Source organism: Ruegeria sp. CF4 (genome assembly GCF_056537345.1).
The window spans coordinates 116,546-137,606 of record NZ_JBQFRJ010000010.1 but is presented as its reverse complement, the minus strand read 5'-3'; the positions used below and the strand labels follow the sequence as shown (position 1 = coordinate 137,606).

The window sequence follows — 21,061 nt, the reverse complement described above, 5'->3', positions numbered from 1 at the left end:
CAACGCCGCCTTCTCACGACACTGCTTATGCTCACCCATTATCCCCAAGGGATACTGAACAGGCATCTCCCAACCAGCAAAATCAACCAACTTACCTCCCAACTCAACATGTAGTTCGTAAAGGGGGGTGCGTTTTAGTTCGGTCATGGCGGGTACCTTCATTTTGTATCTAATGGCTGCAACGCATGCCCATCAGTCTGACCCAAGCTACGCATATTGCAACGATTCAGCCTTGGAATTCAGGAATTCTCCAGCATCTCAAAGCGTCAGTATACGGGCGTATGCATCAATAATGTTCCTATAGGAAACTTTTTTCCGTTAGGCAACACTCCATATACGCCGCCCATGGAAACACAACGCATATCAGAGGGCATGGTGCGTTTGAGTTTTGCTTAACGCAGGTCAAACTGCTGTAAAATTTGTATTTTCACTGCGCTTTATCGCGCAGATCACCTCAAGGCCTGAACAGCGTGATCCAGCACGCGAAGACCCGCGACCAGGTCATCTTCGGCCGTATCCTCGGCGAAATCATGGCTGATTCCGTTGATTGATGGCACGAACAGCATCGCAACCGGCATGAGCCGCGAGACATTGGTAGCGTCGTGCAATGCACCCGATGGCATCCTGCGCCATTTGCCAGGCGCGACCGCTTGCGCGCCCGCCTCCAGCGCGCCGCGCAGGGTTGGGTCCATGCTGACTGGTTCCAGCCCCAACATCGGGCCGTAACTCAGCTCCATCCCCAGTTCCCCGGCCACCTGTTGCGCGGTGGCCCGGATGATCTCTTCCATACGCACCAGCCGGTCGGCATCGCCATCGCGCCATTGCATCGAGAAGCGAACGCGACCCGGCACGATGGAGGACGCGTTTGGATGCAAATCAACGCGCCCGATGGTCCAGACGGTTTGCGGCGTGACGACATTGCGAAACAGGTCATTCAGACGCGCGTTGAATAAAGACAGCGCTTGAAACGCATCGCGGCGCAGATGCATCGGTGTGGTTCCGGCGTGGTTCTGCTGCCCCTCGAAGGTGATCGACATGTCGCGAATGCCGACGATATCGGTCACGACTCCGATCTGTTCTCCAGCAGCATCCAGCGCGGGGCCTTGTTCAATATGCATTTCGATAAAGCCGTTGAACCGCGCGGGATCGACAAAACCTTCAGCAAGCCCGGCCATCGATGCCCTTGCCGTGCCAAAGCTGATGCCCGCGCCATCCGTCAGACCGTCTGCCTTTGCCAGAGGCAATCCACCCGACCAGACCGCCGACCCAGTGGTGACGCCGAACCGCCCTTCTTCGTCCTGAAAGCTGACGACCGAGACAGGCCGGTCACTGGAACGCGCGATTTCCAACGCTGCAATGACCCCCAAAGCGCCGTCCAGCCAGCCGCCTTCGGGTTGACTGTCGGAATGCGACCCCATCAACAGCGACGGCCTTTCGGCCAGACCAAACAGGCTCCCAACCGGATCAAAATGCGGTGTCAGACCGGCATCGCTCATGCGCCCAGCCAACCATTGGCGCGCGGCAATGTCGGCCTCGGAATAGGCAGGGCGGACAACGCCCTTGCCAACACCCGAAGATCCGAAAGACCGCAGCTTGTGCAAATCGGCCAGAAACCGTGTGTGATCAACAGCCATGGGTCCTCCCTCTCGGAGCGACCATAACGATAAAGCGCACCGGGCACAGGAGTTTTTTGAAGCGCATGCGAAACCCCTCTGGCCCCGGCCCCGAACCTGCCCTAAGACGTCAGACCAAGAGGGATCGTCATGTCACATATTACACTGGTGCGCCACGGGCAGGCCAATACAACCGCGCGGGATGAGCTGAGCTATGACAGGCTCAGTGATTTGGGCCATCAGCAGGCACGTTGGTTGGGTGCGCATTTGCGTGACACGCGCACCCACTATCCCCGCGTTTATTGTGGCACCCTGAACCGTCATGTGGAAACCGCAAACAGTATGGGGTTGTCCGAGCCGATCCGTGACGCGCGGCTCAACGAGATCGAGTATTTCACCCTCGCCCAATTGTTTCACCAGCAGCACGGGGTCGAGGTTCCGACCGACCGCGAAGGCTTTGTCGAACATCTGCCGCGCACCTTCTCTGCCTGGTCCCGGGGCGAGATCGAGGATGCGCCAGAGACCTTCGCAGAGTTCGAAACGCGTGTATCTAATGCCCTGCACGACATCGGCACCGAGGGTGGGCCGGCAATCATCGTGACCTCGGGCGGGTTGATCTCGATGGTGGTGCGGCAGGCCATGGGCCTGGACATTCCGTCGATGGCGCGGGTGGCCCTTGCCATCATGAATACGTCGATGCATCGTCTGCACCCGATTGGCACACAGCTGAGCCCCGTTCTGTTCAACGCTGTGCCCCATCTGGAAGCGCCCGACCGGCAATACGCGCAGACCCACCTTTAAGGAGGCCCCGATGCAGCTTTACTATGCCCCACGCACCATCTCGATCGCCGTCGCGATTGCCTTGGAAGAGGCAGGGCTGGACTATGAAGCCATCAAGCTGGATTTTGCCGGGGCCGAGCAGACCAAGCCCGCCTATAAGCAGATAAATCCCAAGGGCCGGGTTCCGGCGCTGGCGGTCGAGGGCGGCATCCTGACCGAAACCGGCGCGCTGTTGGACTATATTGCCACCATCGCACCACAGGCCGGGCTGGTCCCTGAAGACCCCGTAATGGCCGCAAGGATGCGAGAGGTGATGTACTATCTGGCCTCGACCATGCATGTGAACCATGCCCATAAGCTGCGCGGGCCCCGTTGGGCAGACAAGAAATCCAGCTGGAAAGACATGAAGGACAAAGTCGCGCAAAACATGACCGCGTCCTGCGACTATATCTCGTCGAACGGGCTGCGTGGGCCGTTTGTGTTGGGCGAGGCGTTCTCGCTGGCCGACGCTTATCTCTACGTGGTCTGCAGCTGGCTGGAAGGCGATGGCGTTGAAGTCTCAGCCTTTCCCAAGATCGTCGCCTTCCGTGAAGCGATGGAGGCCCGGCCTTCGGTACAGGCGGTGCGCGCCGCCGGAATGCTCTGACAAAAGGAATAGGAATGACACATCTCTGGGTCCGGGCAGAACAGCGCCCGAACGAGGAACGGGTCGGACTGACCCCCGAAGGCGCCGCCGCCCTGATCGCCGCAGGTATCCGTGTAACGGTCGAAGAAAGCTCCGTCCGGGCCATCCCGATTGATGGATATAAGGACGCGGGCTGTGAGATCGCTGCTGAGAATTCCTGGCCAGATGCGCCGCATGACGCGATTATCTTCGGCCTCAAGGAACTGCCCGAGGACGGCACGCCCCTGCCCCACCGCCACATCATGTTCGGCCATGCCTATAAGGGTCAACATTCCGGTCGCGCGCTGTTGCAACGTTTCAAGACTGGCGGCGGCACGCTTTATGATCTGGAATATCTGGTCGAGGAAGGTGGCCGCCGGGTTGCCGCCTTTGGCTATTGGGCCGGTTATGCCGGGGCTGCGGTCACGCTGAAAACATGGGCCGCGCAGCAACGAGGCGAGGAATGCCCGCCCGTTGGAGTTTACGGCAACAAAGATGCGCTGAACGCCGAGCTGCTGGCCGAACTGGACGCTATGGGTGCGGCGCGTCCTGACGCCATCGTCATCGGAGCTTTGGGTCGTGTGGGCACCGGAGCTGCAGACCTCTGCGAGGCCATGGGTGTCAAAGTCACCAAATGGGACATGGCCGAGACCGCAAGCGGCGGGCCTTTTCCGGAAATCCTGAACCACGACCTGTTCCTGAATTGCATCTTCGCGCGCCCCGGTACCCCGGTCTTTGTTCCGCGCGAAGCTCTGACCGCACCGCGCAAGCTGACCGCCATTGGCGATGTCGCCTGCGACCCGGACAGCGATTACAACCCGGTGCCGGTCTATGACCGCGCCACCACATGGGACGCGCCGGCCCTGCGCGTGGCGACCAACCCGGTGATGGACGTCATGGCCATCGACAACCTGCCATCGATGCTGCCGGTCGAAAGCTCGGAAGACTATGCGGCGCAATTGCTGCCGTCTTTGCTGACCCTGACCGATCTGGACAGCGGTGTCTGGGGCCGGGCAGAAGCAACTTACAAAACTCATATCGAAGGGATCTGAGCGATGACGATTCACTGGTGTGGTACCGGCCTGTCGGCCATCCCCGGCCTGCGGCGCCTGATCGAAGGCGGGCACAAGGTCACCGTCTGGAATCGAACGATCGTCAAGGCCAAGGCCGAGGTCGGAGACCTGACCGATGACATCCGGGCGTTCGACATCGACGCTCTGGGCGAGGTCTTGGAAAAAGGCGACGTGATCGTCTCCATGCTGCCGGGTGATTGGCACGTGCCGCTGGCGGAGCTGGCGATCTCGAAAGAGGTCAATTTTGTCTCATCCTCTTACATCGCGCCCGAGATGCGCGCATTGGATGACAAAGCACGTGAAGCGGGTGTCGCGCTGGTCAATGAGGTCGGATTGGACCCGGGCATAGACCACCTGATGGCGCACGCCCTGGTCGCAGACTACCGCGTTTCAGACGCGTTCGATGCGAAGAACCACCTAAGCTTCATCTCATACTGTGGCGGCATTCCCAAGAACCCCAACCCGTTCCGCTACAAGTTCAGCTGGTCGCCCTTGGGTGTGCTCAAGGCGCTACGCTCACCATCGAAATCGATCCGCGACTACGCTCCTCTGGACGTCGCCCGCCCGTGGGATGCGATCACCAGCTATATCGCGCCGCTGCCGACACCGGAAAGCTTTGAGGTCTACCCCAACCGCGACTCGCTCCCTTTCATGGCCGAGTATCAGTTCGAGGATCACTGGCCGGTCAAGGAATTCGTCCGCGGCACCTTGCGTTTGAATGGCTGGGCCGATGCCTGGTCGGATGTGTTCACCGAGATCGAAACCCTCTCGGGACCCGAAGGCGACGCCCGCCTAAAAGAGATGTCCGACCAGTTCTGGGCCGAGAATGCCTATGACGAAGGCGAACCTGACCGCGTGGTATTGTGTGTTGGCCTGAAGGCCGAAAAGGACGGTATTCCGGTCTGGAACAAAACCTATGTCATGGACGCCTGGGGCGATGCGCGCGGCACTGCCATGGCGCGCCTGGTCTCAATCCCGGTGTCACTGGCCGTCGAGGCGGTGCAGAACCGCGCCATCCCCGCTGGCGTCCACGCAGCTCCCAGCGATCCAAAACTGGTACAGGGCTGGATGAGTGAAATCGACAGGCTGGCACAACATCTGCAGGTCGTTGATCACCTTGCCTGAATCAGAGAAACAGCCATTCCCGTAACACAGGAATGGCTGTTCTGATCTTTCCCGAACAGACGGGCGAGCGTTCAGATAAATTGTGCAATCACCGTTTCGACATCGACACGGTTGATACCCAATTCAGAAAGCTCTTGGTCTGACAGCCGGTTCAATTCCTGAGCCGCACAGACGATATCTTTCCGGATCGCGCGCATCTGCATTGCCCGGTCAAACAGCATCAAAGCACTGGTCGACGGGTTCTGATCATTGACAGGGTTCGTATCCAGCATGATCCTACCTCCTCAATCGGATTTGCGGTTAGACCTACGCCCGATACGGCATGTGGTGATAGACGCTCTGATACGCGCGTTGCTTGATCTCATCGCGCGGGATGCCGATATCGTGCAACTGATCATCGCTCAGCCGCTCAAGCTCGCGAAGCGTTCTGGTGTAAGCACGCCGGCGGAACTGTTCGACCTTCACTTCAGCATGATTTGCAAACAGGCCAAAAAAGAGACCCTTCTGGGCGTTCGCTGTATGTACATGTGCCATGTCGTTTTCCTCCAAGTTTCATTACCAGCTCGGTGATGTACCTGAGAAAAGAACTCGGCATTAACGATGCCGGAACGACACATGAACTTTGCTTAATGAACTGAGGGCAGCTTACTTCTGCTGGGCATAGACCAGATCAAGCAAGTTTGCGCGCGACCCGGCTGTTGCGAAAATCATCAAAACTGCTGCGACTCGCATCCAGGAAAACGGACGTTGAGCGGCGCCGGCGGTAATCGTTGAGATCATTCAATCAACCAAAGACATATCTACACGGACCCTAGGCTGACCATCTTGCAATTGTCCACGTCCGCCTCTTCGTTTGACAAAACCACTCTGGGGAGGCGTCATCGGTTCAAGCATTGATGGTGGAGGGCTGGCTTCTCACACCTGCCCTCTCAGACTGTGTCTACATCAGATCGTTCTCAATGTCTTCGGCCGATATCCCAAGCGCATCCAGGCCGTTTTCAAGGTGATCGGACAGATGCGGCGTGCCGATCAGATAATCCGCGCACGGAGTCGAAGCCTCGGACTTGGCGGTGGCGACGGCCTCGGCCAGATCCTCAGCGAAGAAACTCTCACGCCCGATCCACATGACGGCGACCAGTTCGGCCTGTTCGTCTTCACCCATCCGGTCGATAAACGCACGCAGTTCGCCCTCGGCCCGGTCCAATTCACGCCCCATCATGGCGACCTGGGCTATTTTTCTTGCCGAGATTTCCAGCATTTCCAACTCCTCGTGTTCGCGGTCTCAACCCTACAACAACCACTCTGACGGGGCTGAGTCTTTGATCTTGAACAAACAGGTGCGGCTTATGGTTCGCGAACGCGGGAAACCGGGTGATCCGGTACAGGCGCGGTCCGAAACGGGCGGAACGTGGCCTTCTTCAGCTTCAGCTTCAACGCCTGCCAGACAATCAATGCGAAGGTGCGGCGCGCACCAAATGGCCTGCGCAGCAACGATTTGAAGATTATCCCATCGGTCAATCGTTCCCGTGATCCGGTCAGGGTCGCAATCAACCCTCCGGCCTCGCGGCCATAATCAATCCAGACACCGATCCGGTCCGGTCGGTAGTCAAAACGGAACGTATAGGACCCTTCGATCTTCTGGAACGGAGAGACATGCATCAGCTTGTCCGCCACGATGCGATCCGAGGCTTGGATGGGTGCAAAATTGGCATTGTGGCACAAGTAGCTGTGGCGCGTACCATAGGTGTTGGTCACCTCGGCCACCACTGCATAGATCTGTTGTACCGTGTCGAAACAGAACCAGAAGCTGACCGGATTGAAGACATGTCCCAACACACGGGGCTGAGTCAGCAAGGTGATTTCCGCGGGCTGTGTAATGCCCATCCTATCGAACTGTTCACGCAGCCAAATCGCGCCGCCCCCCTTACCGGGTTCACCTCCGTGATCGCGGCTGCGCCAGTTCGTGACATTTATCCGGTTCAGCGAAAACAGAAGCGGAGTCGCAACTGTTTTTTCCGGATCAAGCAGGATGTAGTCGACCGAATAGCGAAATGCGTTTTCAATCGCACCCTTCCGTCCGTGATAGGTATGCCCTGCGATATGGTCGATCCGGTCCATTTTGCTTTCCAGTTGGCCACCAAGCCGCTCGATCGGCGCCCAATTCCAGGGCCTTTTCATAGGGATACTACGAAGTAGGCCTCAGGATGGATTAAAATATTCGTGCGAAGTGATCCGGCTTTGGCCCGACTGCGTAATGAGGTTATGTTTACAGAGATCGATACTGTGAGCGTGGATGATCCGGTGGGTGAGAGCCCTGCCCCCAAGGCCTTGCTCGCGAAGAAACGCAGCAAGGGCAAGCCGGTGAACAACGCGAACGGCAGTTGTAGGACCAGAACCGAGTGGGTGAGTCACGTCGCCCGCATCCGTGACGCGCGGGATCAGATGGCCTTTGCCGAGCTGTTCCAGCACTTTGCACCTCGGGTCAAAGCGTTTCTTATGAAATCAGGCTCTGACGCCGCGATGGCCGAAGAATGCGCGCAAGAAGTTATGGCGACCTTGTGGCATAAGGCGCATCTATTCGATCCGACGCGCGCGACCGTGGCCACATGGGTGTTCACGATCGCCCGTAACAAACGCATCGATGTGTTGCGCAAACAACGCCGCCCCGAGCCCGAAGATCTTGGCTGGGGGCCCGAGGCAGAGCCGGAACAGGAAGATGTACTGGTAATGCAACAGGAGACCGCGCAGCTGCGTGACGCCATGACGGCGTTGCCCGAGGCGCAAAGGCAGCTGATCGAGAAGGCCTACTTCGGGGATCTGAGCCACCGAGAAATCGCTGCACAAACCGGCTTGCCCCTGGGCACGATCAAATCACGGATACGGCTGGCGCTGGACCGCCTGCGCCACGCGATGAACTGAGATGAAGACGATGAAACACGAGATCAAACATCACCTGACGGATGACCTGCTGATGGCCTATGCCGCAGGCAATCTGCCCGAAGCGTTCGACCTGATGGTCGCCACGCACCTTTCCTTATGCGATCACTGTCGGGCCCGGGCCGAAAGTTTCGACGCCGTTGGGGGCTGCGTTCTTGAGGAACAGCCTGCGTCCGCTCAAATGGCCGATGACTCTCTGGCCGCAACCATGGCGCTGATTGCGCAGGGTGCGCCAACCCCGAAGCCCGTGCGTCCAGGCTGTTCGGTATTACCCGCTCCGCTGCAGGACTATGTGGGCGGCGATGTGAACGCGATCAGATGGAAGCCCATCGGGATGGGTGTCAAACAGGCGATCCTGCCCACAACCCGCGAAGCGACGGCCCGGCTGCTGTTCATTCCTGCTGGCGTCGCGGTACCTGACCACAGCCATCACGGAACTGAGCTGACCATGGTGCTACAGGGTGCCTTTTCGGACGAGGTCGACCACTTTGCGCGCGGCGATGTCGAAATCGCGGATGAAGATCTGCATCACACTCCGACCGCGGATCTGTCGGGAGACTGTATCTGTCTGGCAGTCACGGACGCGCCGTTGAAGTTCAGCAAACTGATGCCACGCCTGTTCCAACCCTTCCTGCGGATCTGACATACTCAGGCAGGTTTTGCTGCGCTGACCCAGCCGGAGGAGACTATGAAAACACGTTTCATCTTGAGCGCTTTACTTGCGGGGCTTGCAAGCGTTGCCTTGGGACAGAGTTCAGCAGATGTGAAATTCGAACCGGGTAATTATGGCACGATGGTCAGCGGCACGATCACCGGCAGCGATTATTTTGACTACTCCCTGGGCGCCAGATCAGGGCAAGAGATGTTCGCCGATCTGCAAGTCAGCGATACGAACGGCAATGGTGTGATCTATTTTAACATCCTGCCTCCGGGCAGTGACGGGGCGGCGATCTATAACGGCTCAATCGATGGCAATACAGCCCGGATCGACCTACCCGAAGACGGAGATTACACGATCCGCGTCTACCTGATGGGAAATGATCGCGATACGGGCAAAACAGTTGGTTACACTCTGGACCTGTCGATCCAGTAGCGCTCAGCCTTCGGTTTTCCCCAGCGGTACGACATTGGTGTGATCGTCCGGGGCAAGCTCCTCGAAGTCGAAGTTGTCCAACCGCTGCGCGCGACGCCCGGCCTTTTCGGCACTGATCTTGATTTCCGAGATATCCTTGGCCGCCTGCCCGAAATGACGATCGAGGTTGGACACACGTTCGCCCAATCGGTCAACATCCTTGTGCAGCATGCCCAGTTCCTTGCGGATCGCTCCGGCCTGCTCCCGCATTCGCGCATCTTTCAGGATCGCGCGCATCGTATTCAGCGTCGCCATGCAGGTGGTGGGCGAGACGATCCAGACCCGCTTCGAAAAACTCTCCTGCACCAGCTCGGGAAACTTGGCATGCAGCTCGGCATAGACCGCCTCGGACGGCAGGAACATCAGCGCGCCATCTGCGGTTTCACCGTCGAGGATATATTTTTCGGCAATGTCGTTGATGTGTTTGCGCACGGTGCTCCGGAACATTTGCACTGCAGCTTTCAGTTCCATATCGTTGGTGGCACCAATCAGCGCCTCATAAGCCTCCAACGGGAATTTGCTGTCGATCACAATCGGGCCCGGAGGGTTCGGCAGGTTGATCAAGCAATCCGCCCTACGCCCGTTCGACAGCGTCGCCTGAAGCTTAAAACTGTCTGTAGGCAGCGCTTTGGAGACGATATCGTTCAGCTGAATCTCACCAAACGCACCGCGGGTTTGTTTGTTCGACAGGATATCCTGCAGCGACAGAACATCGCCCGAGAGCTTGGTGATATTGTCCTGCGCCTTGTCGATGGCTGCCAGACGTTCCTGCAATTGCGTCAGCGAAGTCGCAGTCTGCTTTGACGACCCATGCAGCGATTCCTTCATCCGCTCCTGCATCTCAGCCAGAGCACGCGCCGATTTCATCGCGTTATCCGCCAGCCGGTCGTTCATCTGCTGCTGGACCGAGGACAGGCGGGATTCGACTGTCTGGATCACCTGGACCTGCGCATTGGCTTGCGTGTCCGAAACATGCTGCAATCCGCCGCGCAGTTGCTCCTGCCCCTGCCCCAACTGCTGCACATGCTGGCCCAGATGCGCCATCTGTCGGGCCAGAGGCTCCGCCATCCGGGCCGAGCGCTGCGCCGCGCGCATGGACATAAACAGCAGAAGCAGGATCAATGCCACCACTCCACCCGCAATCAGGATCACGGGGTCGTTCAATGCAACTTGGGTGCCAGCAATCTCGATCATATCGCCTCGGATGTTCTTGTTTTATTCTTCTTACCGCGCCAAACGCACGGGATCAACTGCGGCCGAACAAACGCTCGATATCGGCCAGCTTCAATTCCACATATGTTGGCCGCCCATGGTTGCACTGACCGGAATGAGGCGTCGCCTCCATCTCGCGCAGCAGAGCGTTCATTTCCTCGGCCCTCATCCGGCGGCCAGAGCGAACTGAGCCGTGGCAGGCCACCCGGCTGAGGATCGCCTCAATCCGTGCCTGCACCATCTGGCTCTCGCCCTGATCGGCCAGTTCATCAAGGATGTCGAGGATCATCGCGCGGGCGTCGACTTCACCCAGGATAGCCGGGGTTTCACGCACGGCGACAGCTCCGCCTCCGAAGGGCTCAATGGTCAGGCCGAAGCGAGACAGATCATCGGCTACGGCCATCAGACGCGCACAGTCTCCCTCGGATAATTCGACAATCTCGGGGATCAACAGTGCCTGAGCGGCGACGCCATTTTCGGCCATCTGGTTTTTGAGCTTTTCATAAACCAGCCGCTCATGCGCCGCGTGCTGGTCAACGATCACCATACCATCGGCGGTCTGGGCGATGATGTAATTCTCGTGCACCTGACCACGCGCGGCACCCAAGGGCAGGTCTTGCGGCGCAGGTTCTTCAGCGGCAACCGGGACCACCGGAGCAGGTTCGACCACACTTCCGCTATAGTCGCGGGACAGTTCGGCAAAGCCAGGCGCCTGCGCCTGATAAGCCGCCTGTCGTGCCGAGAGCGATGGCCGATCCATCTGATACACCCGCCCCGGAGCGGGCTGGGCCGGTTCGGGCCGCATCGCACCCAAGGTCGCATTAGCAACAGTGGTCGAGGCCCGATGCCCAGCCTCAGCCAGAGCATGGCGCAGCGCCGAAACGATCAGTCCCCGGGCCACGCCGGGATCACGGAAACGAACCTCGGATTTCGCCGGATGGACGTTCACATCCACTAGCGTCGGGTCACAATCAATGAACAGCGCTGCCGCCGGGTGACGGTCGCGACTGAGGAAATCGAAATACGCCGCCCGCAGCGCACCTGTCAGCATCTTATCCCGCACGGGACGGCCATTGACGAACAGGTACTGCGCAACCGCCGCACCGCGCGAATAGGTCGGCAAGGCAGCGTAGCCATACAACCGGATACCTTCGCGCGTCGCATCAATCTGCAGAGCATTCTCGGCGAACTCACGTCCTATCACGCGGGCCAATCGGGCGTGCATGGCGTCGAACAAATCGCCATTCTCACGATCCGCGCGAAAGGTCACCCGCCCTTCGCCGCCTCCCGAGACGTCGCGCAGTGTAAATGTGATCGCCGGTTCAGCCATCGCCAGACGCTTGACCGTATCGGTGATAGCCTGCGCCTCGGCCCGGTCGGTGCGCATGAATTTCAGCCGCGCCGGCGTGGCGAAAAACAGATCGCGCAGTTCAACCACTGTGCCCGCGCGCAAGGCCGCAGGTTTCACCGCCTCCATCTTGCCGCCGGACACGTGGATCTGAGCTGCATCCGAACCCGGCACCCGGCTGGTGATGGTCAGGCGCCCGACAGCCCCTAAAGACGGCAATGCCTCACCCCGAAATCCAAACGTGTGGATATTGAGTAGATCAGAACCATCGATCTTAGAGGTCGCATGGCGCGACAACGCCAATGGCAGTTCCGTTGCAGCTATGCCGCAACCATCGTCGGTGACGCGAATCAACGTCTTCCCGCCATCCGCGATATCAATCGCAACCCGAGTCGCCCCGGCATCGATTGCATTTTCGACCAGCTCTTTAACCGCCGAGGCCGGACGTTCCACCACTTCACCTGCAGCGATCCGATTAATGGCGGCATCGTCTAGCTGCCGGATGACCGGTCTGTTTTCGCTGATATTGGGGTTCGTATGCGCCATACCGCTAGACCTAGCACATATGCGCGCGATTCTGCCACCGGTTTGAATAGAATTCGGGGGTCTAGAAATAAGGTGTCCGACCGGCTCTGACCGCGGCGTCAAGGGGGTAGCGACATTGGTCAGAGCTGGCCGGACTTACCGAAGTGAGTGGTGGTCATCCGTTTAACAATTGAAGGACTCGTACCACGAGAAATGGAATAAATCTTGTTAAGACTGCGCTATTGTTTCCACTTGGCAAAGATGCGCCGATGCTCTGCAGATGGCACTGGCGCAAATACGCCAAGTCAAGCCGTGCTTGGGGCTCCGGAGCGGGTTCGGCACGGTCCAAAGACCGCCGCCACAGCCAGAATCAGCCCCGAGACCGTTGCAATCATACCGGCAGCGCTGACAGCATCCGCTGCCCCCAACCAGAGCGGACCATACCCCGCGAGTACATACCCCGCCATGGCGGAGATGGTGGCGAACACAACGCTCCACGCGACCTGAAATTCCAGCCGATTGGTCATCATGCGCGCCGCGGCGGGCGGGCAAATGAACATCGCGATCACAATGATTGAGCCAACGGCATCAAAGGCGGCCACAGCGGCGATGGCAGCCGTGATGACCAACGCCATGCCAAGCGCGCCAGTCCGAATGCCGATGGTGCGCGCGAATCCTTCGTCAAAGGTGGAAATCTTCAATGGACGCCAGAACAGCCAGGTAAACAAGATCACTCCGACCAGCGTCAAAGCGATACGCGGAAGCTCATGCGGGAGCCCTGCCAGCGCCACGGGGTCCAGCAACGAGGACCAGCCTGTCGCGTCCAGCCAGATCAGGCTTTCCAGATTTCCGTAAAGCGCATGTTCGACGTCCAGATGGACGTTCGATGTATCGGTTTGCTCTAGCAGCAGCACGCCTGCTGCGAACATGGTGGTGAACACGACGCCCATGGCGGCACCGGGTTCGATCTGGCCCAGCCGTCGGATCGCCTCGATCATGACGACCGCGACAATGGCGGCACCGGCGGCCCCCAGCATCATCGGCCAGGTCGAGATCACCCCGGTCAACAGGAACGCCACAACGATGCCGGGTAGAACCACGTGGCTGATTGCATCCCCGATGAGCGCTTGCTTGCGCAGCACAAGAAAGTTGCCAGGCAGCGCGCAAGCAATCGCGGCAAAGGTTCCGATCAGCATCGGTGTCAGTGACAGGGGGACAAATTCTTCACCACTCATGAGGGCACCCCCTGCGGGCCGCCAATGCGGCGGTCGATTTCTGCAATCTGGTCACGGGTCAGAACCGTTTCGATATCGCGCAGCCCGTCATAGAGCGCGGCTGTCGCCTCATGCGCCTGATCGGCGCGGACGAATTCCCATCGTTTCTCATCACGCAGGGCTTTGGCGGCGCGCGCCTTGCCCGCTTCGGTCGCCACACCATCGGCCCGCACGATCCCGGCACGACGCAGCAGGCGTAGAGTCAAAGGCTCATAAATCTTCTGACCCTGCGCCAATGCAAGCAACCCCTGCCGCACGTGAACCCGGCGCTGGAACCGTAGGTGGCGCAAGACGGCAGCCAATACGCCACGTACCGGAGCCAGCAGCAATGAAAGAGCAAAAAACCCGAAGCTAACCAGCACGATGATCGGACCCGTCGGCAGGTTCGGGGCTGATGCCGACAACGCCGCTCCGATATAGCCCGCCAGCCCTCCGGCAAGTCCGGCCAAAAGCACCACACGGTCCGACCGTTCCGACCAGAACCGGGCCGTGACCGGCGGGATGATCAGCAAGGCCACGATGAGGATCAGGCCGACAATTTTCAGCCCCACAACCGTCACCGCCATCACCAGGCCCATCATCGCCAAATCGATCCGGGACACGGGCAACCCACGCGCCGTCGCATATTCGGGATCAAAGGCCACCATCATCATCGGACGTCTGATAACCAGCACCAATGCCAGCGTCAGAGCGCCACCGACCGCGATGATTAGAGCATCCGCCCAAAGCATTCCCGCAGTCGACCCCAGCAGAAACCCCTCAAGCCCGGCCTGACGGCCCACGCCCATGGTCTGGATGACAGTCAACAGGACGATACCCAGACCGAAGAACACCGACAGGATCGCACCGATCGCTGCGTCTTCGGCCAGTCGCGTATGGCGTGTCAGCCAGTTCATGCAGAGCAGGCCAATCCACGCCGACACGGCCGAGCCTGCAAGCAATCCGATCAGGTTCCGGCCATCACCGCCAAACGCCACAAGCACCATGAAGGCCAGACAGACACCGGGCAACGTGGCATGGCTGATCGCATCGCTGACCAGCGCGCGTTTGCGCAGAAACAGAAAGGTGCCCGTTACCCCGGCCGAGATGCCCAGCAAACTCGCACCAATCGCAACCAGCGTGGCGTTATAGCCAAGCTGAAGGCTCAGAGCGTCCCAAAGCATGAATTATCCTATCTCGCGCGAGACCTGATCGATCTGAGCAGTGGCCAGACGGCCCCCATAAGCGGTTTGCAAGGTCTCAGGCGTAAAGGCCTCGGCCACCGGGCCCTCGGCCACTTTACGGGTATTGATCAGGAACACATGGTCGAAATAGTCGGTGACCGTGGCCAGATCATGATGCACGACGACGACCGTCTTGCCTGCCTCTTTCAGGGATTTCAGCACTGCAATGATAGCTTTTTCGGTGGCTGCATCAACACCTGCGAAAGGTTCGTCCAACAGGTACAAATCAGCATCCTGAGCCAGCGCGCGCGCAAGAAAAACCCTCTGCTGTTGACCGCCCGACAATTGCCCGATCTGACGGTTAGCAAAGTCACGCATGCCCACACGGTGCAGACAATCCATTGCGCAGGCCATGTGACGGGCACGAACGCGACCCAACAGACCCAGCTCTCGTGACAGGCCCATAAGCACAACGTCGAGCACCCGGGTCGGAAAATCCCAGTCCACACTTGCGCGTTGCGGCACATAAGCAATGCGTGCACGCTGCGCATCAAGCGACTTGCCATATACCGTCACCTGCCCGGACAGGGTCGGAACAATGCCCAAGGCAGCTTTCAGCATCGTCGACTTACCAGCACCGTTCGGACCGATGATTGCAGTCATCGCGCCGGGTTGCACGGTCATGTCCACCGAAAACACGGCTGGCTTCTGACCATAGGAAACCGTCAGCCCGCGAATGGCCAGAGGGCTGTCGTCAATCCCGCGATCTTCGACCGAGACACCCTGAACGGAAGCAAGTTCTAGCATTATTCAAAACCCCGCCGACAGTTTTCCATCCATGCCGCGACCCGGCACATCTCCGCCCAGCGCTGCGGCAATCACGGTGATGTTGTGGTCAAGCATGCCCATATAGGTACCCTCGTAAGTGCCGGGTTCGCCCATGGCGTCCGAGTACAGCTCGCCCCCGACCGTGACCTTGTGCCCTTTGGCCGCGGCACCTTCGATCAGCGCCCGGATCGAACGGTCAGAGACCGAACTTTCGACGAAAACAGCGGCGATCTGACGGTCAACAAGCAGGTCAACAAGCTCACCGATCCGGTTCAAACCGGCCTCGGACTGGGTTGAGATGCCCTGAATGCCCAAAACCTCGAACCCGAAGCTCTCGCCGAAATAGCCAAAAGCATCATGCGCCGTGACCAGCACCTTGTTGCGTTCGGGCACCGAGCCCAATGCGTCATTGGCATAGGCGGTTAGCCGGTCAATATCGGCCAGATGAACCAGCGCATTTGCAGCAAAAACCTCGGCAGCCTCAGGGCGGGCGTCGGTCAATGCGGATTGCACTTCGGCAATCACATCACGCCACAACTCCGGGGTCATCCAGACATGCGGGTCGTATTTGTCGGCATAATCATCATGCGCCCGCAGCTTGGATGCATCGATCCCTTCTGCCACCGCCATGACGGTGCGCTTGCGACCTAGATCGTGAAAGAACTCTTCCATCTGGGCCTCAAGATAGAGACCATGCCAGAGCACCAGATCGGCACGGGTCATCGCCACGATATCGGTCCGGGTCTGGCGATAGGCATGCGGATCGACGCCGGGGCCCATCAGGCCTTTGACCTCAACCTGATCGCCGCCGACCTGACGCACCGCATCCGCAATCATACCCGTGGTCGCAACCACCTTGAGCGGTGCCTCGGCCCAGGCTGCGAGGGGCAATGTTGCGGCAAATGTCAGGGCCGCAAGAAAGCTGCGACGAATCATGTTCGATCCCCACTGAATGTTCACTTGAGAATGAATATGCGAACCATTCGCAACTAAGTCAATGCTATTGAGAATTACTCGCAAGAAAATGTACCATAATTTGTCCAAATGGTCAAATTTTTGCATATCTGTACCGCGCTGCACCTTTCAATTGCGGCCAACCCGTGCGATTTTGGCGCAAACCTCCCAAAGGACGCGATGATGGAAACGCAGAGCACTCAGAGCCCCGTGCGCACCGCGCATCTGCCACAAGTGACCGAGCCCCGGAACCCAGGTATGGACCTCGACCTGGACTGGGTGCGGGCCGTGCAGGCCAACACCTCGGCGATCGAACGCCGCGCGGCGACACTGCCCGGTCGGCGGTCAGTGAAAAAAGATTATCAGGCGGCATGGCTGCTGAAAGCGATCACGATGATCGACCTGACCACGCTGGCCGGTGACGACACCGTGGGCCGCGTGCGCCGTCTCTGCGCCAAGGCGCGCCAGCCTGTTACGCCCGCATTGTTGCAGGCGATGGATATGCCGCTGATCACCACCGGCGCGGTTTGTGTTTATCACGACATGATCGAAACAGCGGTGGATGCATTGAAAGGCACAGGGATTCCCGTGGCCGCTGTATCGACCGGCTTTCCAGCAGGCTTGTCGCCCTTTCATCTGCGCGTGGCCGAGATCGAGGAAAGCGTGAAGGCGGGCGCGGATGAGATCGACATCGTGATCTCTCGCCGTCACGTACTCTCTGGCGACTGGCAGGCGCTGTATGACGAGATGAAGGCCTTCCGCGTGGCCTGTGGTGATGCCCATGTCAAAGCCATCCTCGCCACCGGAGAACTGGGCAGCCTGCGTAATGTTGCGCGTGCTTCGCTGGTCTGCATGATGGCCGGGGCTGATTTCATCAAGACCTCGACCGGGAAAGAGAGCGTCAACGCCACTTTGCCGGTGTCACTGGTGATGATCCGCGCGATCCGCGATTATTTCGACCGCACGGGATATCGCGTTGGCTACAAGCCTGCAGGCGGGATTTCCAAAGCTAAGGACGCGCTGGTGTACTTGTCGCTGATCAAAGACGAGCTAGGCGACCGCTGGCTGGAACCCGATCTGTTCCGGTTTGGCGCATCGTCGCTGCTGGGCGATATCGAGCGGCAGTTGGAACACTTCGTGACGGGCGCTTATTCCGCCGGTTACAGGCACTCGATGGGCTGAGGACGAAAACAATGACAGTCAAAGAGATTTTCGAAACCATGGACTACGGCCCCGCCCCCGAAAGCGCTGCCGAGGCGTTGGCCTGGCTGGTCGATCAGGGCGACAAGTTCGGACACTATATCGACGGTGCCTTCACCAAACCTGGCAAGGGATTCGACAGCCGCAACCCGGCGACCGGAGAGGTGCTGGCCAAGCTGACACAGGCGAAACAGGCCGACGTGGACGCCGCCGTTGCCGCCGCGCGCAAGGCGCAGCCGAAATGGGAGAAGCAGGGCGGCGCGGGCCGCGCGCGGTATCTCTATGCCATTGCGCGGCTGTTGCAGAAGCACTCGCGTCTGTTTGCTGTGTTGGAGAGTATGGACAACGGCAAGCCGATCCGTGAATCGCGCGACATCGACATCCCGCTGGCACAGCGGCACTTCTATTACCACGCAGGCATGGCCCAGTTGATGGAGAGCGAACTGCCCGACGCGCAAGCGCTGGGGGTTTGCGGGCAGATCATCCCATGGAACTTCCCGCTGCTGATGCTGTCGTGGAAGATTGCGCCCGCGCTGGCGATGGGGAATACGGTGGTTCTGAAACCGGCCGAATATACCTCGCTGACCGCGCTGCTGTTTGCCGATATCTGCACGCAGGCCGGATTGCCGAAGGGCGTGGTCAACATCGTCACCGGAGACGGCGCGGTGGGCGAGATGATCGTGAACGCGGATGTGGACAAGATCGCCTTCACCGGCTCGACTGTTGTCGGGCGTCGCATCCGCGAGGCGACCGCAGGTTCGGGCAAAGAACTGACTTTGGAACTGGGCGGCAAGTCCGCTTATGTCGTGTTCGACGACGCCGAGATTGATTCAGCGATCGAAGGACTGGTCGACGCGATTTGGTTCAATCAGGGTCAGGTCTGCTGCGCGGGCTCGCGCCTGCTGGTGCAGGAAGGCATCGCCGACCGGTTCCACGCGAAACTACGCGCGCGCATGGACACGCTGCGCATTGGCGATCCGCTGGACAAATGCATCGACGTGGGTGCGGTTGTTGACCCTGTCCAGCTACAGACCATCAAGGGCATGGTCGAAAGCAACACGGTGGGTCACGTGCATCAGGCGGCATGTGAGCTGCCCGCAAACGGCTGCTACTACCCGCCGACGCTGATCTCAGGCCTCGAAACCTCCGACCCGCTGATGCAGGAGGAAATCTTCGGCCCGGTGCTGGTGTCGTCCACCTTCCGCACGCCGGAAGAAGCGGTCGAGCTGGCCAACAACACCCGCTACGGGCTGGCAGCAACGGTCTGGACTGAGAACGTGAACCTCGCGCTGGATATCGCGCCCAAGCTGGTTGCCGGCGTGGTCTGGGTGAATGCCACCAACCTGTTCGACGCTGCCGCTGGGTTCGGCGGTGTGCGTGAGAGCGGTTTTGGCCGTGAAGGCGGCTGGGAAGGGCTGACCGCCTATACCAAGCCCAAGGGCAAGGCCAAGCCGCTGGCGAAGGTCGAGGCCGCGATGGGCGAAGGTGCCCCGGTCGACCCCATCGATCGCACGGCAAAGATGTATGTCGGCGGCAAGCAGGCGCGACCCGACGGTGGGTATTCGAAACCCATCTGGGGCAAGTCTGGCCTACTGGGCCATGTAGGCCTTGCCAACCGCAAAGACGTTCGTAACGCGGTTGAGGCTGCGGCGGGCGCCAAAGGCTGGTCCAAGACCACCGGTCACCTGCGGGCGCAGATCTTGTATTATATTGGCGAGAACCTCTCAGCCCGAGCCGATGAATTCGCCGTACGCATTGATGCGATGACCGGTAAGAAGGATGGCGCAAAAGAGGTCGACGCCTCAATCCAGCGCCTGTTTACCGCCGCCGCGTGGGCAGACAAATATGACGGTCAGGTGCATGGCGTTCCGATCCGGGGCGTTGCGATTGCGATGAAGGAACCGGTTGGCGTGATCGCTGCGCTCTGTGCGGACGAGGCGCCTTTGCTGGGTCTGATCTCGGCCATGGCTCCGGCGATTGCGATGGGCAATCGAGTGGTATTGGCCGCATCCGAGCCTTATCCACTGGCAGCGACCGACTTCTACCAGATCCTTGAAACCTCCGATGTCCCCGCAGGCGTGGTCAACATCCTGACCGGCAGTCATGCGGAACTGGCCAAACCGCTGGCCTCGCATCTGAACGTCGATGCTGTCTGGTCATTCTCGTCCACTGATTTGTCGAAAGAGATCGAGGTCGTCTCGGCCGGAAACCTGAAACGGACCTGGGTGAATAACGCGACGGCATTTGACTGGAGCGTGGACCATTCACGCCGCTTCCTGCAGGCTGCGACCGAAGTTAAAAACATCTGGGTGCCCTACGGCGAGTAGGGCCCCCGCATCAGGGAGGCCCGTATGGATTTTTCAGGACAAACCGTCATCGTCATTGGCGGCACCAGCGGTATCAACCGGGGCATTGCCGAGGCTTTTGCGGCCTCGGGTGCCAAACTGGCTGTGGCCAGCCGGTCGCAGGAGAAGGTGGATGATACCGTTGCAGCGTTAAAGGCGGCGGGCGCGCAAGACGCCATCGGAGAGGCGTTCGACGTGCGTGATCCTGATGCTGTGGCAGCGGGTCTGAAGCAGTTCCATGAGACGTTCGGAGATTTCGATGTATTGGTTTCAGGCGCAGCCGGAAACTTTCCGGCACTGGCAGCTGAGATGTCGGTCAACGCGTTCAAGACGGTGATCGATATCGATCTGATGGGCACAATCCATGTGATGAAAGGGGCGTATCCTTACCTCAAACGCCCCGGTGCGAGCATCATCAACATCTCGGCCCCGCAATCCTATCTTCCCTACGAGGGGCAAGCGCATGTTTGCGCGGCGAAGGCGGGCGTGGACCAGATCACCCGGACGCTCTCGATGGAATGGGGTGGCGAAGGGATCCGCGTGAACTCGGTCGTGCCCGGGTTCATTGAAGGGACCGAGGGCGCGAAACGTCTGGCTCCGACCCCGGATGCCGGTGAAGCGCTGCGCCGCGACGTGCCGTTGGGACGTTGGGGTCAGCCACAAGACGTTGCCAACGCTTGCCTGTTCCTCAGCTCGGACCTTGCCAGCTATATCAGCGGGACAGTTCTGGCCGTTGACGGAGCGCTCTATCAACGTGGCTCCGGCAAATTCGGGCAAATGATGGGAGAAATGCTGCGCGCACAGGCTAAGGCACAGACATAAAACAAATTAGCCTGTGAAATTGTTCATATACAGCATGTGACCAATTACGCAGAGTCCTGCCCATCA

21 protein-coding genes and 1 pseudogene are annotated in these 21,061 nt (G+C 59.4%); 10 read left to right on the top strand and 12 right to left on the bottom strand.

Annotated elements, in window-relative coordinates:
• Both gcvT and ACR0NF_RS17815 read right to left on the bottom strand, forming a co-directional pair.
• Window positions 1–147: pseudogene (gene gcvT / locus ACR0NF_RS17820) on the bottom strand (glycine cleavage system aminomethyltransferase GcvT); the annotation flags it as partial.
• A 302-nt stretch (window positions 148–449) separates the two neighbouring features.
• Entirely contained in the window at window positions 450–1,634 is a 1,185-nt protein-coding gene (locus ACR0NF_RS17815) for a Zn-dependent hydrolase (protein ID WP_480471647.1), read from the bottom strand.
• A gap of 129 nt (window positions 1,635–1,763) precedes the next feature.
• Here ACR0NF_RS17815 and ACR0NF_RS17810 point away from each other — a divergent pair, with 129 nt between their 5' ends.
• From ACR0NF_RS17810 to ACR0NF_RS17795, 4 genes are read left to right on the top strand one after another with little or no spacing between them, the layout of a single operon-like run.
• Complete coding sequence (locus ACR0NF_RS17810) at window positions 1,764–2,414, top strand: histidine phosphatase family protein (protein ID WP_480778706.1); 651 nt, start codon at window positions 1,764–1,766, stop codon at window positions 2,412–2,414.
• A gap of 10 nt (window positions 2,415–2,424) precedes the next feature.
• A complete protein-coding gene (locus tag ACR0NF_RS17805; RefSeq protein WP_480778705.1) occupies window positions 2,425–3,039 on the top strand; it encodes a glutathione S-transferase family protein in 615 nt (204 codons plus the stop codon).
• A gap of 14 nt (window positions 3,040–3,053) precedes the next feature.
• Entirely contained in the window at window positions 3,054–4,109 is a 1,056-nt protein-coding gene (locus tag ACR0NF_RS17800; RefSeq protein ID WP_480778704.1) for a saccharopine dehydrogenase, read from the top strand.
• 3 nt (window positions 4,110–4,112) lie between these two features.
• A complete protein-coding gene (locus tag ACR0NF_RS17795; protein WP_480778703.1) occupies window positions 4,113–5,255 on the top strand; it encodes a saccharopine dehydrogenase family protein in 1,143 nt (380 codons plus the stop codon).
• Window positions 5,256–5,326: 71 nt separating this feature from the next.
• On the opposite strand, the gene ACR0NF_RS17790 is transcribed toward ACR0NF_RS17795, so the two are convergent.
• From ACR0NF_RS17790 to ACR0NF_RS17775, 4 genes are all read right to left on the bottom strand, one after another.
• Window positions 5,327–5,527 carry a DUF1127 domain-containing protein gene (locus ACR0NF_RS17790; RefSeq protein ID WP_480471642.1) on the bottom strand — a complete coding sequence of 67 codons (201 nt, stop codon included), beginning with the start codon at window positions 5,525–5,527 and terminating at the stop codon, window positions 5,327–5,329.
• Between the two features lie 34 nt (window positions 5,528–5,561).
• Window positions 5,562–5,789, bottom strand: a complete 228-nt coding sequence (locus ACR0NF_RS17785; protein WP_480659874.1) for a DUF1127 domain-containing protein — start codon at window positions 5,787–5,789, stop codon at window positions 5,562–5,564.
• A gap of 406 nt (window positions 5,790–6,195) precedes the next feature.
• On the bottom strand, window positions 6,196–6,513 hold the full coding sequence (locus ACR0NF_RS17780) for a DUF3775 domain-containing protein (RefSeq protein ID WP_480778702.1): 318 nt from the start codon (window positions 6,511–6,513) through the stop codon (window positions 6,196–6,198).
• An 86-nt stretch (window positions 6,514–6,599) separates the two neighbouring features.
• Window positions 6,600–7,373 (bottom strand): DUF1365 domain-containing protein, encoded by a 774-nt coding sequence (locus ACR0NF_RS17775; RefSeq protein WP_480471639.1) that lies wholly within the window; start codon window positions 7,371–7,373, stop codon window positions 6,600–6,602.
• A gap of 144 nt (window positions 7,374–7,517) precedes the next feature.
• Between ACR0NF_RS17775 and ACR0NF_RS17770 the strand changes: the two genes are divergently transcribed.
• From ACR0NF_RS17770 to ACR0NF_RS17760, 3 genes are read left to right on the top strand one after another with little or no spacing between them, the layout of a single operon-like run.
• The gene (locus ACR0NF_RS17770) at window positions 7,518–8,174 is read left to right on the top strand and encodes a sigma-70 family RNA polymerase sigma factor (RefSeq protein ID WP_480667948.1); all 657 of its coding nucleotides are present in this window, start codon (window positions 7,518–7,520) and stop codon (window positions 8,172–8,174) included.
• Between the two features lie 10 nt (window positions 8,175–8,184).
• Window positions 8,185–8,835 carry a ChrR family anti-sigma-E factor gene (locus tag ACR0NF_RS17765; protein WP_480471947.1) on the top strand — a complete coding sequence of 217 codons (651 nt, stop codon included), beginning with the start codon at window positions 8,185–8,187 and terminating at the stop codon, window positions 8,833–8,835.
• Window positions 8,836–8,880: 45 nt separating this feature from the next.
• Window positions 8,881–9,285, top strand: coding sequence for a hypothetical protein (locus tag ACR0NF_RS17760; RefSeq protein WP_480667949.1), 405 nt, complete (start codon window positions 8,881–8,883; stop codon window positions 9,283–9,285).
• 3 nt (window positions 9,286–9,288) lie between these two features.
• On the opposite strand, the gene ACR0NF_RS17755 is transcribed toward ACR0NF_RS17760, so the two are convergent.
• The 6 genes from ACR0NF_RS17755 to ACR0NF_RS17730 form a co-directional block, all read right to left on the bottom strand.
• Complete coding sequence (locus tag ACR0NF_RS17755) at window positions 9,289–10,518, bottom strand: DNA recombination protein RmuC (protein ID WP_480471635.1); 1,230 nt, start codon at window positions 10,516–10,518, stop codon at window positions 9,289–9,291.
• A gap of 52 nt (window positions 10,519–10,570) precedes the next feature.
• Window positions 10,571–12,430 carry a DNA mismatch repair endonuclease MutL gene (gene mutL, locus ACR0NF_RS17750; protein WP_480471634.1) on the bottom strand — a complete coding sequence of 620 codons (1,860 nt, stop codon included), beginning with the start codon at window positions 12,428–12,430 and terminating at the stop codon, window positions 10,571–10,573.
• A gap of 284 nt (window positions 12,431–12,714) precedes the next feature.
• The gene (locus tag ACR0NF_RS17745) at window positions 12,715–13,644 is read right to left on the bottom strand and encodes a metal ABC transporter permease (RefSeq protein WP_480471633.1); all 930 of its coding nucleotides are present in this window, start codon (window positions 13,642–13,644) and stop codon (window positions 12,715–12,717) included.
• Entirely contained in the window at window positions 13,641–14,846 is a 1,206-nt protein-coding gene (locus tag ACR0NF_RS17740; protein ID WP_480471632.1) for a metal ABC transporter permease, read from the bottom strand. The genes ACR0NF_RS17745 and ACR0NF_RS17740 overlap by 4 nt, the downstream gene beginning before the upstream one ends.
• Window positions 14,847–14,849: 3 nt before the next feature.
• Window positions 14,850–15,653: a metal ABC transporter ATP-binding protein gene (locus tag ACR0NF_RS17735; protein ID WP_480778701.1), complete on the bottom strand. Its 804-nt coding sequence runs from the start codon at window positions 15,651–15,653 to the stop codon at window positions 14,850–14,852.
• A 3-nt stretch (window positions 15,654–15,656) separates the two neighbouring features.
• Entirely contained in the window at window positions 15,657–16,610 is a 954-nt protein-coding gene (locus ACR0NF_RS17730; protein ID WP_480471630.1) for a metal ABC transporter solute-binding protein, Zn/Mn family, read from the bottom strand.
• A gap of 201 nt (window positions 16,611–16,811) precedes the next feature.
• Between ACR0NF_RS17730 and deoC the strand changes: the two genes are divergently transcribed.
• From deoC to ACR0NF_RS17715, 3 genes are read left to right on the top strand one after another with little or no spacing between them, the layout of a single operon-like run.
• A complete protein-coding gene (gene deoC / locus ACR0NF_RS17725) occupies window positions 16,812–17,810 on the top strand; it encodes a deoxyribose-phosphate aldolase (RefSeq protein WP_480667996.1) in 999 nt (332 codons plus the stop codon).
• Between the two features lie 11 nt (window positions 17,811–17,821).
• Window positions 17,822–20,155 (top strand): aldehyde dehydrogenase family protein, encoded by a 2,334-nt coding sequence (locus ACR0NF_RS17720; protein ID WP_480778700.1) that lies wholly within the window; start codon window positions 17,822–17,824, stop codon window positions 20,153–20,155.
• Between the two features lie 24 nt (window positions 20,156–20,179).
• A complete protein-coding gene (locus tag ACR0NF_RS17715; RefSeq protein ID WP_480471627.1) occupies window positions 20,180–20,995 on the top strand; it encodes an SDR family oxidoreductase in 816 nt (271 codons plus the stop codon).
• Window positions 20,996–21,061: the final 66 nt, after the last annotated feature.

Coding starts and splice junctions, on each gene's coding strand:
- ACR0NF_RS17815 (WP_480471647.1), bottom strand. CDS start 1,634: ATGGCTGTTGATCACACACGGTTTCTGGCCGATTTGCACAAGCTGCGG.
- ACR0NF_RS17810 (WP_480778706.1), top strand. CDS start 1,764: ATGTCACATATTACACTGGTGCGCCACGGGCAGGCCAATACAACCGCG.
- ACR0NF_RS17805 (WP_480778705.1), top strand. CDS start 2,425: ATGCAGCTTTACTATGCCCCACGCACCATCTCGATCGCCGTCGCGATT.
- ACR0NF_RS17800 (WP_480778704.1), top strand. CDS start 3,054: ATGACACATCTCTGGGTCCGGGCAGAACAGCGCCCGAACGAGGAACGG.
- ACR0NF_RS17795 (WP_480778703.1), top strand. CDS start 4,113: ATGACGATTCACTGGTGTGGTACCGGCCTGTCGGCCATCCCCGGCCTG.
- ACR0NF_RS17790 (WP_480471642.1), bottom strand. CDS start 5,527: ATGCTGGATACGAACCCTGTCAATGATCAGAACCCGTCGACCAGTGCT.
- ACR0NF_RS17785 (WP_480659874.1), bottom strand. CDS start 5,789: ATGGCACATGTACATACAGCGAACGCCCAGAAGGGTCTCTTTTTTGGC.
- ACR0NF_RS17780 (WP_480778702.1), bottom strand. CDS start 6,513: ATGCTGGAAATCTCGGCAAGAAAAATAGCCCAGGTCGCCATGATGGGG.
- ACR0NF_RS17775 (WP_480471639.1), bottom strand. CDS start 7,373: ATGGACCGGATCGACCATATCGCAGGGCATACCTATCACGGACGGAAG.
- ACR0NF_RS17770 (WP_480667948.1), top strand. CDS start 7,518: ATGTTTACAGAGATCGATACTGTGAGCGTGGATGATCCGGTGGGTGAG.
- ACR0NF_RS17765 (WP_480471947.1), top strand. CDS start 8,185: ATGAAACACGAGATCAAACATCACCTGACGGATGACCTGCTGATGGCC.
- ACR0NF_RS17760 (WP_480667949.1), top strand. CDS start 8,881: ATGAAAACACGTTTCATCTTGAGCGCTTTACTTGCGGGGCTTGCAAGC.
- ACR0NF_RS17755 (WP_480471635.1), bottom strand. CDS start 10,518: ATGATCGAGATTGCTGGCACCCAAGTTGCATTGAACGACCCCGTGATC.
- mutL (WP_480471634.1), bottom strand. CDS start 12,430: ATGGCGCATACGAACCCCAATATCAGCGAAAACAGACCGGTCATCCGG.
- ACR0NF_RS17745 (WP_480471633.1), bottom strand. CDS start 13,644: ATGAGTGGTGAAGAATTTGTCCCCCTGTCACTGACACCGATGCTGATC.
- ACR0NF_RS17740 (WP_480471632.1), bottom strand. CDS start 14,846: ATGCTTTGGGACGCTCTGAGCCTTCAGCTTGGCTATAACGCCACGCTG.
- ACR0NF_RS17735 (WP_480778701.1), bottom strand. CDS start 15,653: ATGCTAGAACTTGCTTCCGTTCAGGGTGTCTCGGTCGAAGATCGCGGG.
- ACR0NF_RS17730 (WP_480471630.1), bottom strand. CDS start 16,610: ATGATTCGTCGCAGCTTTCTTGCGGCCCTGACATTTGCCGCAACATTG.
- deoC (WP_480667996.1), top strand. CDS start 16,812: ATGGAAACGCAGAGCACTCAGAGCCCCGTGCGCACCGCGCATCTGCCA.
- ACR0NF_RS17720 (WP_480778700.1), top strand. CDS start 17,822: ATGACAGTCAAAGAGATTTTCGAAACCATGGACTACGGCCCCGCCCCC.
- ACR0NF_RS17715 (WP_480471627.1), top strand. CDS start 20,180: ATGGATTTTTCAGGACAAACCGTCATCGTCATTGGCGGCACCAGCGGT.